Source organism: Sphingomonas mollis, assembly GCF_016427505.1.
Classification (GTDB): Bacteria; Pseudomonadota; Alphaproteobacteria; order Sphingomonadales; family Sphingomonadaceae; genus Sphingomonas; species Sphingomonas mollis.
Map to the genome: position 1 here is coordinate 41,725 of NZ_JAELXS010000005.1, position 14,178 is coordinate 55,902.

The following is a 14,178-nucleotide window of genomic DNA, read 5'->3' on the forward strand; positions in this document are numbered from 1 at the left end:
CTGTCATGGATCGATCTTCGACGACTAAACCGGCTTCATCGCCCATCAGACGGGCCGAGCGCAGCCCGTCCTTCCCCTATATCGGCCTGACCAGGGCGGTCGAGCGGCTGACCGAATTTCATCGGCAGGCGGAACGCCACGACATCTCCGTCGCCGATGCGGCGACTCTCGCTTGGGGACTGACGCCCAGAAGCAGCGCCGCGTTGCAGACGGTGGCCGCGCTGCTGGCCTATGGGCTGATCGACAGCCGCGGGGCGGGCGATCGCCGGACGGTGCGGATATCCGATCTCGGCCGCCGCGCCATGACGGACCAACTTCCGGGCGAAAGGGAACAGGCATTGGCGGTCGCGGCGCTGAAGCCCCGGCTCATCACTGAGTTCCGCGATCGCTGGGGGCCGGAGCGCCCGGCCAATGCCGTCGCTACCGATTTGCTGACCGCGCATGGCCTGACTACCGATGGTGCACGGGCGTTCCTGCGCGTTTATGACGACACCGTCGCCTATGCGCTGGTCACCAGTCCCAGAACCATCGACGAACCGGCGTATCCCGATACGCCCCCGTTCGACGCATCGACCATCGACACACGGCCCGGGGAAGAGACGAACCGCTTCACGATCGACGAGGGGGTGGTGACGATCGTCTTTCCGGCGGTGATGACGCCCGACAGCGTCGACGAGCTGGAACAGTTCCTGAACCTGTTCATCAAACGGGCAAGACGTCGCGCCGTTGCCCATGCCGACCGGGCGCCTGACTGACGTCCACCAGGCCGGCCGAACGCGTCAGTGGCTTCCCGGACCGTGGGCGTCATGCGAATGCGGCACCGATCGGATCGCCTCCAGCACGTCGTCGGTCCGCGCGGGATCGCCGATCGCCAGCACATGGCCGATGCTCGACGCGGTCAGCGGGTCGCCGTCCCAGTCGCACATCCGCCCGCCTGCTCCCTCGACCACCGGCACCAGCGCCGCGAAGTCATAGAGTTGCAGCCCCGATTCGGCGACGATATCCAGATGGCCCGACGCCAGCAGGCCGTAATTGTAACAGTCCCCGCCATAGATCGGTCCCTGTCGCGGCGCGCCGCCGCTGACCGCCGCGACCAGCGCCATGAAATGCGGCACGTCACCCTCGGCGAACAGGTGCGGGCTGGTCGTCGCCACCGTCGCACCCTCCAGCGCGGCGCAGGACCGGGTGCGGACCGGCACGCCGTTGAACAGCGTCGGCCGCCCCGCCACGCCGATCCAGCGTTCGCGCTGCACCGGCTGGTCGATGATCCCCAGCACCGGCCAGCCATCCTCGACCAGCGCGATCAGCGTGCCGAAGATGGCGCGGCCGGCGGTGAAGCTGCGCGTGCCGTCGATCGGGTCCAGCACCCATTGCCGGCCGGTCACGCCCTCCCTGATGCCATATTCCTCGCCGTGGATGCCGTCGCCGGACCGCTCCGCCTCGATCAGCCGGCGCATCGCCGCCTCCGCCTCGCGGTCGGCCAGCGTGACGGGGGAGCGATCCTCCTTCAGTTCCAGCCCATGGGGCTGGCGGAAATACGGGCGGATCACCGCGCCCGCCGCATCGGCGAGGGCATGGGCGAGATCGATATCGGATTGCGTGACGGGCATCGCCAATGCCTATCGCGCCTCTCCGCGCCGCGCTACACCGCTGATAACATCTGGAAGAGGATCATGAATATGCGCAACCTCCTGCTCGTCGCCGCTGCCGCCATCGCCCTGTCGGCCGTCCCCGCCACCGCCGCGCTGAAACTGGGTGCCAAGGCGCCCGATTTCGCCACCCGCGGCGCCATCGCGGGCAAGGTGATGCCGATCAACCTGAAGGATCAGTTGAAAAAGGGCCCCGTCGTCCTCTACTTCTTCCCTGCCGCCTTCACCGGTGGCTGCAACGCCGAAGCGCATGCCTTTGCCGAGGCGATCCCCCAGTTCAAGGCGGCCGGCGCGACCGTGATCGGCATGTCCGCCGACAATGTCGAAACGCTCGCCCGCTTCTCGTCCGAAAAGTGCGCCGGTCAGTTCGCCGTCGCCAGCGCCGGCCCGGCGGTGGTGAAGGGGTACGACGTGGCGCTGGGCAAGGAAGTACAGGGCCGCAACGTCACGTCGCGCACCAGCTACGTCATCGGTCGGGACGGCCGTGTGGCATTCGTCCATGACGATATGAATCCCGGCGATCACGTTGCCCAGACGCTGGCGGCGGTGAAGAAGCTGCACGGCTGATCGGGCAAAGATCGACCCGATCTGGTTATAATTACCCATCGCTAATGTTTCTACGCTAGACCTTGCTTCAGGGGTAAGTGGAGACGAAGCGATGGGGGATGCCAGTACTGCCTGGCGGGCACGGGAAGCCGACGGTTTGTTTCATCGAATCGGTGCGTTTCTCGCTGAACATCGATTGAGTCCCGAACCGGCGCATTATGCGTTCGCCTATGCGGTGCTCGTTGCGCCCAACGGGCCGTTGGCGGCACAGGTCGCTCGGCTGACCGATGGTGGCTGCCGGTTGACGCGCGAGGATATGGTGCGCCTGTCGGGCGGGCTGAGCGCCGGCGCCCCCGCGGCCGAATCGGAACGGCGGCAACCGCAACTCGATCAGGCCGAACGGCTGGTGGCCGAAACGCAGGCGCAGGTCGATGATTTCGCCGCGATCGTCCGTACCATGCGCCGCGAAACCAATGGCTTCGGCCGCGACCTCGCCCAGAGCGCCGCCGCGATCAACGAGGCGACGCCGGTGGCGGTCGCCGACCTGTCGCGCATCACCGGCGTGATGATCGCCCGTGCCAAGGATTCGGAGACGAAGCTGGCGCTGGCGACCGACGAAACCGAACGCCTGCGCACCAAGCTGGCCGAGGCGTGCGAAACGGCGCGGCGCGATCCGCTGACCGGCCTCGCCAACCGGCTGGCCTTCGCGGAGGCCTATGCGACGCGCAAGCCCGATCAAGGTCCCTATTGTCTGGCGCTGTGCGACATCGACCATTTCAAGCGGGTCAACGACGTTCATGGCCACGGCGTCGGCGACCGGGTGCTGAAGATGATCGGTCACGCGCTGGTGGAGAATTGCAACGGCCAGCTCGTCACCCGTTATGGCGGCGAGGAATTCGCGATCCTCATCAAGGGTATGAAGCTGACGGATGCCACCAAGATGATCGATCGCGCCCGCAAGACGATCGCGAACCGCCGGCTGCGCAACCGCGACACCGATGCGCCGATCGGTGCCGTCACCTTCTCCGCCGGCATCGTCGCGGTGGGCACGCATGAAAGCGCCGAGGAAGCGACCGATCGCGCCGACAAGCTGTTGTACAACGCCAAATCGCTGGGCCGCGACCGCGTTTGCGCCGGGTAATAGCGGGGGGTCGGTGGAGCGGCGCGGACTGCCGATACCGACCATCGCATTTCATCGTGATATCTGGCGAAATTCGCCGCCGTTGGTGGCGCGATACACCAAGTGTTCAGGGTCGCGCAAAACGCATCCTGCAAAAACAACGGCTTAAGAAACTGGCACGCCATCTGCAATGCAGCTGGCATCGGCCCTGATCGTCAGGCCGATGCCAAGGAGAAATGCCATGTCGTCCACCTTCCAGTCCGCCCAGCGCATCGTCTGCTCCGCCGCCGCCGCGCTCCTGTTCGCCAGCATCGCGATCTGCGCTGCCGCTCCCGTCTTTCCCGTCGCCTGATCCGCGACGGGCACTTCACCGGATACAGACCCATGAAACAGAGCATCATCCTCGGCCTCGTCGCCTTCTTCTCGACGGTGGCCACGATCATGAGCACCGCGCCGGTCGCGCTGATCTGATCGTCCCGGCGGGCGACGGACCGCTCAGGCCGTCGCCCCCGCCGCCTCACCCACCAGACCGACAGGCGCCTCCTCGCTGCGCGAATAGGTCCCGATCAACAGCCCGGCGGCGAGCACATGCCCGGCCATTGCCGCGACCAGTGCCGACCGCCCCGGATCGGCCCCGACATCCGACGTATCCGCATCCAGCGCGAACAGCTGAAACGCATAACGATGTTCGCCATGCCCGGTCGGCGGATCGGGTGGCAGCCACCCCTCGCGCCGGTACGAATTGCGGCCGACGTCCTTTTCTTCGCCATCGCCTGCGCCATCCGCGGCGATCGCACCTTCCGGCAGGTCACCCGCCGTGCCGGGCAATCCCCAGACGACCGCGTGCACCAGCGGCTGCGGCGTCGGCGAATCGGCGTCTTCGACCAACAGGGCTAGCCGTGCCGTCCCCGCCGGCGGATCGCGCCACATCAACGGCGGCGAGACACCCGCGCCATCGGCAGTGAACCGTTCGGGCAGGCGACCGCCATCCGCGAACGCCATGCTCGACAGGTCGAACCGCTCGAACGTGCCGAGCGGCTCCTGCGCGATCGCCAGCTTGTCGATGCCCGCGCGGACGTCGCGCAGGGCATGGCCCAGCCATTGGGGAACATGTTCGAGCATCGGGAATCTCCTTTTGCGGGTCAGGCGGATGGGCACGCGCCGGGTTTGCGCGTCGTGCCGCTGCGCGTCGTCCAGCGGCTGGCATCGCCCATCGTCTCTGCCTGGTGGTAACAGACGGCGGCCTGATCGGCGTTGCCATCGATGGCGGTGTAGATGGTCCAGTTATGGTCGCCGCAATTATGCTGTTCGCATCCATAGGCCGCGATCCGCCGTCCGGTCTGGAAGATCGGCGTGCGGGTCGCGTCGGGACCGATCATCATGCGGCGGACCTTTTCGTCCGGCACCGCCTCGATCAGCGCATTGGCCACCTCGGTCCGGTCGAAGAACGACACGCCGGCCACCGCGTCGCGCGGATAATGGCCGACATAGGCCGTCAGCGGGCTGGCATGTTCCTGACCGGGCAGCGGTGCGGGCGCCTGCGTTACCGGCGGCACGAAGGAATTGGCCGCCATCGCATTCTCATCGTCACGCTTGCCGCACCCCTCGATCGACAGGGCGGTCAGAACGATGATCGCTTCACGCCACATGACGGTCTCCGATCGATCCCGATGATCGACAATGAAAGGAACGCCCGCCGCCCCGGTCGGTTGCCGATGAGTACGCATGAAGGAGCAGCAGCGGTGGCCCATGATCTGTCCCGGTACGTCGACGCGCAGGCATCGACCTATGCCACCGCCCTTTCCGAACTACGTGGGGGCGCGAAGCGGACGCACTGGATGTGGTGGATTTTCCCGCAGATCGCGGGACTGGGCCGCAGCGACACCGCGCGTCATTATGCCATCGCATCGGCCGACGAGGCACGCCTCTATCTGGCACATCCGGTACTGGGACCGCGACTGGTCGAGGCGACGATCGCGGTGACCGGGGCACCGGGAACCGCGGAAGATATCATGGGCGGGATCGATGCGGTGAAGCTGCGGTCGTCGATGACGCTGTTCGAGAAGGTGGCGACCGATCCCCGACCGTTCCGCGCTGCACTCGATCGCTTCTTCGATGGCGACCGGGATACAGTGACACTGGCGCTATTATAGGAATATGGTCACCACGTGCGTACGACCGTCACGTGGTGTGACGATGTAACCACTCATTTCCCCATAGGTTGCGCACTGATACGATAAATGCGGTGAGTCGAGCGAGTGATGCCGTGACCAGTGGCAACGCCCAGAAAAATAGACCCATTTTTCGCAGAATGGGCTGATAGCCGCTTTCGGATTACCGCCGTTTCGGCCCGAAATCGATCGCTTAGCGACATAATAACTGCCGCTTTGGGTTAGTATAGTTTGATTAAGCAGGACTGCCCATCCTCGCCCTCGATCAACACGGGGACGAGATGGTGGGCTGTCATGCCATTATAGCAGGGAAGACGATGATCGGGCGCGCCTGCCCGATCGTCCTCGCCCTGCTGTGCATGGCACAGAGCGCCCCGGCATCGGGGCAGACGCGGGCCGGCACCGCGATCGTGAACACCGCCAGCATCTCCTACACGCTGGACGGCACCGATTATCAGGCACCGTCGAACAGCGTCACCATCGTCGTGGCCGAACGGCTGGACGTCGGCCTCGCCCCGCAGGGCAGCGTCCCCGTCGTCGACGAAACGCCGGGCACGGTGCCGCTGGTCCTGACCAATCTGGGCAGCGGGCAGGAATCCTTCACGATCGACGTCAGCGCCAGCGTCACGACGATCGCGCTGGACGGCGTGGCGATCGACCGGAACGGCGATGGTCGGTTCGATGCGGCGACCGACACGATGCTGACCGGGCCGACACCGGTGATGCAGCCGGGCGAGTCGCTGCCGTTGCTGGCGATCGTCGCCGCGACCCCCGGCATGACGGCGGCGGGCGGCGATCTGCACGTCACCGCCACCGCGATCACCGGGTCCGGCCCGACGACCGAGACCTTCCCCGGTGCGGGCGACGGCGGCGGCGATGCGGTGGTCGGCGACACCGGCGCGACGGCGAGCGCCGATATCCCGTTCCTGGGACCGAACGCGGCGGGGCCGACGCTGTCGAAGTCGCAGGCGGTCGTCGCTCCCGACGGATCGGCGCAACCGGTCAGCGGCGCCGTCGTCACCTATACGCTGGTCGCGCGCTTCCCCGATGCGACACGCACCGCACGGATCGACGATCCGGTGCCGGCCGGCACGACCTATCTGCCCGGCAGCCTGAGCCTGGACGGCGCGGTCCTGTCGGATGCCGCGGATGGTGACGCCGGCAGCGCCGGCCCGCGCACCATCTCGGTCGTGCTGGGCGACACCGCACCCGGCGCGATGCGGACCGTCAGCTTCAAAGTGCGGCTGCCATGACCGTGCGCCGCGCCGACCACCGATTCCATCCCCGATTCGATCCATCGTTGCCGAACAAGGAACCGTCATGACGCCCCTCTTCCTCCTTCCCCTCGCAGCGGCGGTGGCCGCGACGCCGGCCCCGCTCTCGCTGGAGACGAAGGTGCTCGCCGAAACGCGCGTCGCCGCCGCGGACGGCACGACCCGGATCGCGCTGGTCGCGCCGCGCCGTATCGTGCCGGGCGATCAGGTCGTCGTGCAGGTCGTCTATCGCAACGCCGGCCGCCAGCCGATCGACGGGCTGGTGATCGCCAACCCGTTGCCGCAGGGCCTCGCCTATCGCGACGCCGGCGCCGCGTCGGCCGCGCCCGAACTGTCGGTCGACGGACGGACGTTCGGCACCCTCGCCACCCTTCGCGTGCCCGTGGCCGCCGGCGGCACCCGTCCGGCCGGCGTCGGCGACGTCACCCATGTCCGCTGGCGCGTACCGAATCCGGTCGCCGCCGGATCGAGCGGCCAGTTCGCCTTCCGGGCCATCGTCCGATGACCGGCAATACCAGAAACATTATAACGGAGGAGCACCTACCCATGTCTGCACGAAAGATGCGTCGCATCTTGTGGTCCACGACGGCAACGCTGGGGGCGATGATGGCCGGGATGGTCACGGCCCAGGCGCATGCCCAGGCGCTGCCGCCCGCGGGCACCGCCGCCGGCACCACGGTGTCGAACACCGCGCAGGCCAGCTATACGGTGAACGGTCAGGCGCAGAGCACCGCGTCGACGACCGCGACGTTCGTGGTCGATCGCAAGGTGAACCTGACGGTCGTCGCCACCGATGCGACGGCGACGTCGGTCAATCACGGCCAGACCGGCGCGGTCACGCGCTTCACCGTGACCAACAACACCAACGGGACGCAGGATTTCCTGTTGTCGCTCAGCCAGCTCGTCCCGGTCGGCATCCTGACCGGCACAGACAATTTCGACCTGTCGAACATCCGCATCTTCGTCGATGGCAACAACAACGGCGTGTACGATCCCGCCACCGACACCGCGACCTATATCGACGAACTGGCGCAGGATACGTCGCGCGTCGTGTTCATCGTCGGCGACATTCCGTCCAACAACGCACTGGCGACCAGCGCACAGGTCGGCCTGGAAGCCACCGTCGCGACCGGTGGCGCGCCCAATACGCAGGGCACCGCGCTGATCCCGACCCCGCTGAACACACTGAACCAGGACAACGAGATCGACGTCGTGTTCGCGGACAACGACAATGACGGCCTGCTGGGCTTCGACGCCCTGCGCAACGGTCGCGGCTGGGCGTACCAGACCTATGACGTCACGACGCGCAACGTGAACCTGACGGTCACGAAAAGTGCGACCGTGCTGTCCGATGGCGTCAGCACCCTGAACCCGAAGGCGCTGCCCGGCGCGGTCGTGCAATATTGCCTGACCGTGCAGAACGCGACGCTGCTGACCGCGGCCAACAACGTGAACCTGACCGACATATTGCCGACGACGACGACCTATGTCCCCGGATCGCTGGTCGTCGGATCGGTCGGCACGGCGGGCGTCTGCCTGATCGGTGGTGTCCCCGTGGCGGACGATGGATCGACGACCGGCACCTATGGCGGATCGTACAATGCCACGACCCGCACGGTCACGGCGACAATCCCGGTGGTCGGCGGTGGATCGTCGGTGGCGGCAAGTTTCCGCGTGACGATCAACTAAACGACCCCCTTACAAGGAGATATCCTGCCCCGGCGCGCGGCGCGCGCCGGGAATGGCCCCCTGCATGCCCACGCCCCGCCTCTTCACGCGCCTCGGCGCCCTGTTGCTCGGTCTCGCCGCGATAGCGGCCGGGGCGCAGACGACGCGTGTCGAGAATACCGCCACCCTCAGCTTCACGACCGATGCCGGCGTGCAGACGGTGGCGTCGAACACCGTCACGCTGGATGCCGCCCGCAAGAAACGGCCGACGACGCTCGGCTTCTACCTGCCGCCGCCGGGATATGAACTGACGGGCATGAAGTGCGAGACGACGCCCCGCCGCGTCTTCACGCCCGCGCCGATCGATGCCGCCACCTTTGCCGGCTCGAAGAAGATCGCCTCGGCCGATATCTATGCCGACGTCATCCTGGTGCTGGACGATCAGGGCGACAACCTGGACCCCACCACCCGCGAAACCCAGTACATCACCGCGACGATCGGCAAAATCACGGTCCGGCTGCCATTGCTTGAAACCGCGCCGGACAGCGGCATCTTCGCCGGTGGCGTGCCCGCGACCGCCACCGGCAAGCACCCCGATCTGGTTCCGTGCGACGCCCGCGGCCAGCGCGGCGAGCGGCTGACGCTGTCGTTCGGCGAGAACGACAACAGCTTTTCCTCCAGCTATTCGCTGCTGATCGATCCGGCCGGTTTCGTGTTCGATTCCGCCAATGGCCGCATGGTCGATGGCGCGATCGTCTCGCTGGTCGATGCCAACGGCAATCCGGCGATGGTGTACGGCGACGATGGCGTCAGCCTGTACCCGTCCACCGTCACCAGCGGCGAAACCGTCACCGATGCCAGCGGCCGCGTCTATCCGGGGCGGCCCGGCCGCTATCGCTTCCCGCTGACCCTGCCGGGCGTGTATTTCCTGAAGATCCAGCCGCCGGGCGACTATACCGCGCCCTCGGTCGTCCCGCTGGCGACGTTGCAGACGCTGAAGGACCCCAGCGGCGGGCCGTTCATCCTGAACGACGCCAGTTTCCTGCGCTCGCTGACGCTGTCGACGCCCGATCCCTTCTATGCCGATATCCCGCTCGACCGGCCGGGCGATGCGCAGTTGCTGCTGACCAAGACGGCCTCCGTCCGCGATGCCGCGCCGGGCGATATCGTCCAGTACCGGCTGCAACTGGCCAATCGCGGCACCACCGGCGCGCGCGGCCTGCATGTGACCGACTACCTGCCCGAGGGGCTTCGATACCGGCGCGGTTCCGCGCGCGGCGGTGACGAACCCGTCGTGTCGGCCGATGGCCGGACGCTCGATTTCACCATCGATACATTAGCGCCCTCGGCGACGACGCAACTCACCTATGTCGTGACGATCGCGCCCGGTGCCCCCACCGGCGAGGCGCTGAACCGCGCGCGCGTGGCGGGCGACGGCGTGTTCAGTAACGAGGCCGCCGCCTCGGTCCGGTTGCGGCCGCTGTTGTTCACCGACGCGCTGACCGTCATCGGCCGCGTGACGGAGGGGAATTGCGGCGATCCGGTCGACAAGCGCAAGGGCGTGGCGGGCGTGCGCCTGATGCTGGAGGACGGCACCTTCGTCGTCACCGACCGCGACGGCCTGTACCATTTCGAGGGCGTGCCGGCCGGTCGCCACGTCGTCCAGCTCGACACCGCCAGCATTCCCGACAGCCATGAAGCGGTCGCGTGCGACAACGACACGCGCCAGGCCGGCAGCGCGATCTCGCGCTTCGTGGAGGGTCAGGGCGGGCTGATGAAGCGCGTCGATTTCCAGCTGAAGCCCACCGGCCGCGCCACCCGCGCCATCGATACGCTGCCGATCGTCGCCGATGACGATGCGGTCGCCGCGGGCCTGCGCGACTGGACGGTCGGGCTGACCGCCGGCACCGACTGGCTGTTCCCGGCGCTCGATCATAATCCCCGCGCGCCGGTGCAGCGCGTGGTGGTGAAGCACGGGCTGGACGAACGCGTCGCGCTGACCGTCAACGGCGAACGCACCGATCCGCTGGCGTTCGACGGCACCGACAAGGGCGCGGCGGCGGCCGTATCCCGCTGGTCTGGCCTGCCGCTTCGCGCCGGTGACAACCTGCTCGCCGCGACGATCCTGGCGCCCGACGGCCGGATCGTGAAGACGCTGGAACGCACCGTTCATTATGCGGGCGCCGGCGTACGCGCCACGATCGATCCGGCGCGCAGCCGGCTGATCGCCGATGGCCTGACCCGGCCGCTGATCGCGGTACGCGTCACCGACAAGGACGGCCGCCCGGTGCGGGCCGGCGCCAGCGTGCCCTTCCGCATCGACCAGCCCTATCGCGCCGCGACCGAGGCTACGCTGGAACAGAACCGGCAACTGGCCGGGCGCGACCGCACGGAGATCACCGCGCAGGTCGTCGGCGACGACGGCTATGCCTTTCTCGCCCTGCAACCGACCACGCAGGCGGGGGCGGTCCATGCCGTCGTGACGCTGACCGACGACCGGCAGGCGCGGACCAGCGATATCCGCACCTGGCTCGCCGCGCCCGCCCGCGACTGGATGGTCATGGGCTTCGGCGCCGGATCGATCGGGTACGACACGCTGAAGACGCGGGCCAGCGCCCTGCCCCGCGCCGACCGCGGCAAGATGGTCAGCGACGGCCAGCTCGCGCTCTATGCCAAGGGGCGGATCAAGGGGTCGTGGCTGCTGACCCTCGCCTATGACAGCGACCGTCGCTACGACCCCGATCGCGGCCTGCTCGGCACGATCGATCCCGATCGCTATTACACCGTCTATGGCGACGGCACCGTGCAGGGGTACGACGCCGCCACCCGGCGCAAGCTGTACCTGCGGCTGGAACGGCGCGAATTCTATGCGCTGTTCGGCGATTTCGAAACCGGCTTCACCGACACGCAGCTGACCCGGTACAGCCGCACCCTGAACGGCGTGAAGGCCGCCTATGAGGGCCGCAACCTGCGCGCCACCGGCTTCGCGGCCGAGGTCGATACCCGCTATGCGCGCGACGAGATTCAGGGCAACGGCCTGTCCGGCCCGTATCGGCTCAGCCAGCGCGGCATCGTTCCCAATACCGACAAGCTGCGGCTGGAAACCCGCGACCGCTTCCGCTCCGAACGGATCGTCGAGACACGCCAGCTGACCCGGCACATCGATTACGACATCGACCTGTCGCTCGGCACCATCCGGTTCCGCGAACCGATCCTCAGCCGCGATGCCGGGCTGAACCCGAACTTCATCGTCGCCGAATACGAAGTCGACAGCGGCCGCCTGAACCAGCTCGCCGCCGCCGCCCGCGTCGCCGGTCGCACCGCCAATGGCCGGATCGAGGTCGGCGCCAGCGTGATCCGCGACGAGACCGCCGACGCCGCCACCATTGCCGGCGCCGACGTGAAGGCGAAGATCGGTCGCGGCACCGAATTGCGCGGCGAAGTCGCCGGTGGTGGTCGTGGGGGCTTGGGCGACGGCATCGCCTATCTGGCCGAGGCGGAGCATCATGGCCCCGGCCTCGACCTGCTCCTCTATGCTCGCCAACAGGACGAGAATTTCGGCGTCGGCCAGCAGAATCTGGTCGAGGCTGGCACGCGCAAGCTGGGCCTCGACACCCGTATCCGCCTGACCGAGCGGCTCAGCCTGACCGGCACCGGCTGGTATCAGCAGCAGTTGATCGGCGCGGGCGAGCGGATCGCGGGTGAGGCGAAGCTGGAATATCGGCGCGCCACCGGCACCGTGTTCGGCGGCGTGCAGGTCGCGGCCGATCGTGGTCTCGACGGCCGCGACCGCAACAGCCTGCTCCTGACGCTGGGCGGTACGCAGGCGATCGGCGACCGGCTGACGCTGTCCGGGCAGACGCAGGTGGCGCCCGGCGGCGACAAGGCGAGCGTCGATTTCCCGATCCGCCACCAGTTGACGGCCGCCTGGCGCGTAAAGCCCGGCATCCGCCTGCTCGCCGGGTACGAAATCGCGCAAGGCAGCGACTTCACCGCCAATACCGCGCAGGTCGGCTTCGACATCGCGCCATGGCGCGGCGGCAAGTTGATGAGCACGCTGAACCAGCAGGCGATCGGCGAGAACGGCGCGCGCACCTATGCGCAATACGGCCTCAGCCAGTCGTTGCCGCTGGGCAGGCACTGGACGGTCGATGCCACCGTCGATGCGTCGAACACCGTGAAGGGCAGCATCCCCGTCGGCGGCGTCGTCAATGCGTTCCAGCCGGTGGCATCGGGCGGCTTCCTGTCCACGACGCAGGTGAACGGCGATTACATCGCGCTGACGCTGGGGGCGACCTATCGCGCGGCGCGGTGGTCGTGGAACGGACGGATCGAACGGCGCGATGCCGACGCGGAAAAGCGCTGGGGGATCACCAGCAACGTCCTGCGGTCACTGGGCGAAGGCAGCACGATCGCCTCTGGCCTGCGCGCCTATCGCCTGACCGACCGGCGCGGTGCCACCGCCGAATCGGCGACCGCCGATGTCGCGCTGGCGCTGCGCCCGCTCGACAGCCGCTGGTCGATACTGGAACGACTGGTGTTCCGTCACGAGCGCGCCGACACCGGCTTCACCGACGCCAACGGTCTGGGCGTCCCCGCCTATGGCAATGGCGCGCAGGTCACGACGCGGGCGGTGAACAACATGGCGGTGAATTACCGCACCGGGCCGGAGGGCGCCGGCCATGGCACCGAGGCGACGCTGTACTACGGCGCCAAATATGTCCGCGGCCGCTTCGCCGACGACGTTTATACCGGCTTCATCGACGCGACCGGGTTCGAACTTCGACAGGATGTCGGCCAGCGGTTCGATATCGGCGTGCAGGCGTCGATCCAGCACGCATGGTCGGGCCGCGACGCCTGGGCGTGGAGCGGCGGTCCCTCGGTCGGCGTCTCGCCCGCCGGCAATGTCTGGCTGACCGCCGGGTACAATGTCGCCGGCTATCGCGACCGCGATTTCGAGGCCGACCGGTATTCGCGCCAGGGCCCGTATGTGACGGTGCGGGTCAAGTTCGACCAGCAGACGCTGCGCGATGCCGCCCGCCGGTTGACGGCGATCGGCCGATGACATGCCGCCCCCTTCCCTCGCCACCACGCGCCACCGCCCGGCGCGGGAGAACATCCTTATGCTGATGAACACGCAGGCCCTTGCCGGCGACCCGACCGATGGAGAACCGGCGGCGCCGGATCGGCGCGCGGGCAAGCGCCATCAATCCGTCCTGCTGATCGGCAAGGTCCGGCGCGGGCCGACGACGACCGTCTGTCTGGTCCACGATATTTCCCGCAACGGCCTGATGGGCCGTTTCCCCACCCCGCCATCGGTCGAGGAACAACTGGTGATCGAGGTGCGCGGCCTGCCACCGATCGTCGCCACCGTCCGCTGGGTGATGGGCCGCAAGGCCGGGTTGCAGTTCGCCGAGCCGCAACCGGTCGAACATGTGTTCCGCCTGACGCTGGAGGACGGTCTCGTCGCCCGCCCGCCACGCTTTCCGATCGACGCGCCGGCGATCGTGCGGGTCGATGGCGGCCGCTTCACTGCGCAGATCTTCGACATCTCCGCCGGCGGGGCGAAACTGGCGACCGAGGCGGTCGTAGCGCCGGGTCAGACCGGACAAGTGACGCTGGTCGATACCGGCACGGCGATGTTCGGCCGGATATGCTGGACGCGATCTAAGCTGTTCGGCTTTCGCTTCTGCTCGCCCCTGCCCCTCGACGTGCTGTCGCATATTCTGAGTTAGAGCATCGCAAACCCA

Annotated in this window: 12 protein-coding genes; 9 read left to right on the forward strand and 3 right to left on the reverse strand. The window is 67.7% G+C overall.

What is annotated here, in order from left to right; genetic code table 11:
* Positions 1-5 precede the first annotated feature (5 nt).
* The gene (locus JAO74_RS09860) at positions 6-755 is read left to right on the forward strand and encodes a hypothetical protein (protein WP_199037493.1); all 750 of its coding nucleotides are present in this window, start codon (positions 6-8) and stop codon (positions 753-755) included.
* Between the two features lie 24 nt (positions 756-779).
* Here the strand turns inward: JAO74_RS09860 and JAO74_RS09865 are convergent, their stop codons facing one another.
* Positions 780-1,610, reverse strand: coding sequence for an inositol monophosphatase family protein (locus JAO74_RS09865; RefSeq protein WP_199037495.1), 831 nt, complete (start codon positions 1,608-1,610; stop codon positions 780-782).
* Positions 1,611-1,679: 69 nt separating this feature from the next.
* Between JAO74_RS09865 and JAO74_RS09870 the strand changes: the two genes are divergently transcribed.
* Positions 1,680-2,216 carry a peroxiredoxin gene (locus JAO74_RS09870; RefSeq protein ID WP_199037497.1) on the forward strand — a complete coding sequence of 179 codons (537 nt, stop codon included), beginning with the start codon at positions 1,680-1,682 and terminating at the stop codon, positions 2,214-2,216.
* Positions 2,217-2,391: 175 nt separating this feature from the next.
* Entirely contained in the window at positions 2,392-3,336 is a 945-nt protein-coding gene (locus tag JAO74_RS09875; RefSeq protein ID WP_233150869.1) for a GGDEF domain-containing protein, read from the forward strand.
* Between the two features lie 474 nt (positions 3,337-3,810).
* Here JAO74_RS09875 and JAO74_RS09880 read toward each other — a convergent pair whose 3' ends face one another.
* A complete protein-coding gene (locus JAO74_RS09880; RefSeq protein ID WP_199037501.1) occupies positions 3,811-4,437 on the reverse strand; it encodes a YbhB/YbcL family Raf kinase inhibitor-like protein in 627 nt (208 codons plus the stop codon).
* Between the two features lie 20 nt (positions 4,438-4,457).
* Positions 4,458-4,964: a hypothetical protein gene (locus JAO74_RS09885; RefSeq protein ID WP_199037503.1), complete on the reverse strand. Its 507-nt coding sequence runs from the start codon at positions 4,962-4,964 to the stop codon at positions 4,458-4,460.
* A 66-nt stretch (positions 4,965-5,030) separates the two neighbouring features.
* Here JAO74_RS09885 and JAO74_RS09890 point away from each other — a divergent pair, with 66 nt between their 5' ends.
* The 6 genes from JAO74_RS09890 (at position 5,031) to JAO74_RS09915 (ending at position 14,163) form a co-directional block, all read left to right on the forward strand.
* Positions 5,031-5,468, forward strand: a complete 438-nt coding sequence (locus JAO74_RS09890; protein ID WP_199037927.1) for a DUF1810 domain-containing protein — start codon at positions 5,031-5,033, stop codon at positions 5,466-5,468.
* Positions 5,469-5,803: 335 nt separating this feature from the next.
* Complete coding sequence (locus JAO74_RS09895; RefSeq protein ID WP_199037505.1) at positions 5,804-6,739, forward strand: hypothetical protein; 936 nt, start codon at positions 5,804-5,806, stop codon at positions 6,737-6,739.
* A gap of 67 nt (positions 6,740-6,806) precedes the next feature.
* The gene (locus tag JAO74_RS09900) at positions 6,807-7,265 is read left to right on the forward strand and encodes a DUF11 domain-containing protein (RefSeq protein ID WP_199037507.1); all 459 of its coding nucleotides are present in this window, start codon (positions 6,807-6,809) and stop codon (positions 7,263-7,265) included.
* A 41-nt stretch (positions 7,266-7,306) separates the two neighbouring features.
* The gene (locus JAO74_RS09905) at positions 7,307-8,449 is read left to right on the forward strand and encodes a hypothetical protein (RefSeq protein WP_233150870.1); all 1,143 of its coding nucleotides are present in this window, start codon (positions 7,307-7,309) and stop codon (positions 8,447-8,449) included.
* Positions 8,450-8,513: 64 nt separating this feature from the next.
* Entirely contained in the window at positions 8,514-13,493 is a 4,980-nt protein-coding gene (locus JAO74_RS09910; protein ID WP_199037509.1) for a DUF11 domain-containing protein, read from the forward strand.
* Between the two features lies 1 nt (position 13,494).
* On the forward strand, positions 13,495-14,163 hold the full coding sequence (locus JAO74_RS09915; RefSeq protein WP_199037511.1) for a PilZ domain-containing protein: 669 nt from the start codon (positions 13,495-13,497) through the stop codon (positions 14,161-14,163).
* Positions 14,164-14,178: the final 15 nt, after the last annotated feature.

Bases quoted from the DNA above. Each gene is read 5' to 3' on its own strand.
- JAO74_RS09870 (WP_199037497.1), top strand. From the start codon at position 1,680: ATGCGCAACCTCCTGCTCGTCGCCGCTGCCGCCATCGCCCTGTCGGCC.
- JAO74_RS09880 (WP_199037501.1), bottom strand. From the start codon at position 4,437: ATGCTCGAACATGTTCCCCAATGGCTGGGCCATGCCCTGCGCGACGTC.
- JAO74_RS09915 (WP_199037511.1), top strand. From the start codon at position 13,495: ATGCCGCCCCCTTCCCTCGCCACCACGCGCCACCGCCCGGCGCGGGAG.
- JAO74_RS09910 (WP_199037509.1), top strand. From the start codon at position 8,514: ATGCCCACGCCCCGCCTCTTCACGCGCCTCGGCGCCCTGTTGCTCGGT.
- JAO74_RS09885 (WP_199037503.1), bottom strand. From the start codon at position 4,964: ATGTGGCGTGAAGCGATCATCGTTCTGACCGCCCTGTCGATCGAGGGG.
- JAO74_RS09860 (WP_199037493.1), top strand. From the start codon at position 6: ATGGATCGATCTTCGACGACTAAACCGGCTTCATCGCCCATCAGACGG.
- JAO74_RS09890 (WP_199037927.1), top strand. From the start codon at position 5,031: ATGAGTACGCATGAAGGAGCAGCAGCGGTGGCCCATGATCTGTCCCGG.
- JAO74_RS09895 (WP_199037505.1), top strand. From the start codon at position 5,804: ATGATCGGGCGCGCCTGCCCGATCGTCCTCGCCCTGCTGTGCATGGCA.
- JAO74_RS09905 (WP_233150870.1), top strand. From the start codon at position 7,307: ATGTCTGCACGAAAGATGCGTCGCATCTTGTGGTCCACGACGGCAACG.
- JAO74_RS09900 (WP_199037507.1), top strand. From the start codon at position 6,807: ATGACGCCCCTCTTCCTCCTTCCCCTCGCAGCGGCGGTGGCCGCGACG.
- JAO74_RS09865 (WP_199037495.1), bottom strand. From the start codon at position 1,610: ATGCCCGTCACGCAATCCGATATCGATCTCGCCCATGCCCTCGCCGAT.